Origin of the sequence: Aliifodinibius sp. S!AR15-10, from assembly GCF_031569985.1 — a bacterium.
Classification (GTDB): domain Bacteria; phylum Bacteroidota; class Rhodothermia; order Balneolales; family Balneolaceae; genus JAMQKA01.
Genome location: NZ_JAMQKA010000127.1, coordinates 1 through 715 on the forward strand (window position 1 = coordinate 1; position 715 = coordinate 715).

Below are 715 nucleotides of genomic sequence, written 5' to 3' on the forward strand. Positions count from 1 at the left end.
GCGGCTGGCCGAATACTGCTGGCGGTTCCGCGACCGGCTGCGCCCGAGCCGGCTGCCCTCGGGCGCGTTGCTTGAGCTGCGCGGGTGGCTGTTGTGGCGGGAACGGCTGGTCAAGATGCGCACGGGACTGGCCAACGCGATCAAAGCCAACCAGCTGACCGGCCAGGTGGTTGATCTGGGGGAGATCATCGCCCAAATGCAGGACCAGCAGGAACACCTTTCCGCCCAGCTGCGGCAGGTCGATCGCAAGCTCAAATCCATGTTGGAAACCTATTCGAGCCTGCGCGGGCAATACCAGCTGCTGGTCAGTATTCCGGGCATTGGCCCGGTGATTGCCGGGTGGTTGCTGGTCTACACCGAGGGGTTCGCCCGGTTTACCGGCGGGCGGCAGCTGGCCTGCTTCGCCGGGTGTGCCCCATTTCCCCACCAATCCGGCCAGAACAAAAGACCCGACCGCGTCAGCCGGTGGCGATGCGTGCGGCTGAAGACACTGTTGCTGAACGGGGTGCACTCGGCGATCCAGTATGATCCGGAACTACGGGCCTACTACCAGCGCAAATGCGCCGAGGGCAAACACCCGCAAAGCGTACGCAATGCCGTCGTCTGCAAGTTGCTGTATCGGGTGTTTGCGGTGATCAAACGAGGGACTCCTTACGTGAAAATCTATCAACATCAGATAACCGAATCTTCTTGACTAAGTCTTAGAATACCAAAA

The 715-nt window shown here is 60.7% G+C and carries 1 protein-coding gene; it reads left to right on the top strand.

The window, feature by feature from the left end; translation table 11 throughout:
• Positions 1–259: 259 nt before the first annotated feature.
• On the top strand, positions 260–694 hold the full coding sequence (locus tag NC796_RS27000) for a transposase (protein WP_409070433.1): 435 nt from the start codon (positions 260–262) through the stop codon (positions 692–694).
• Positions 695–715 lie beyond the last annotated feature (21 nt).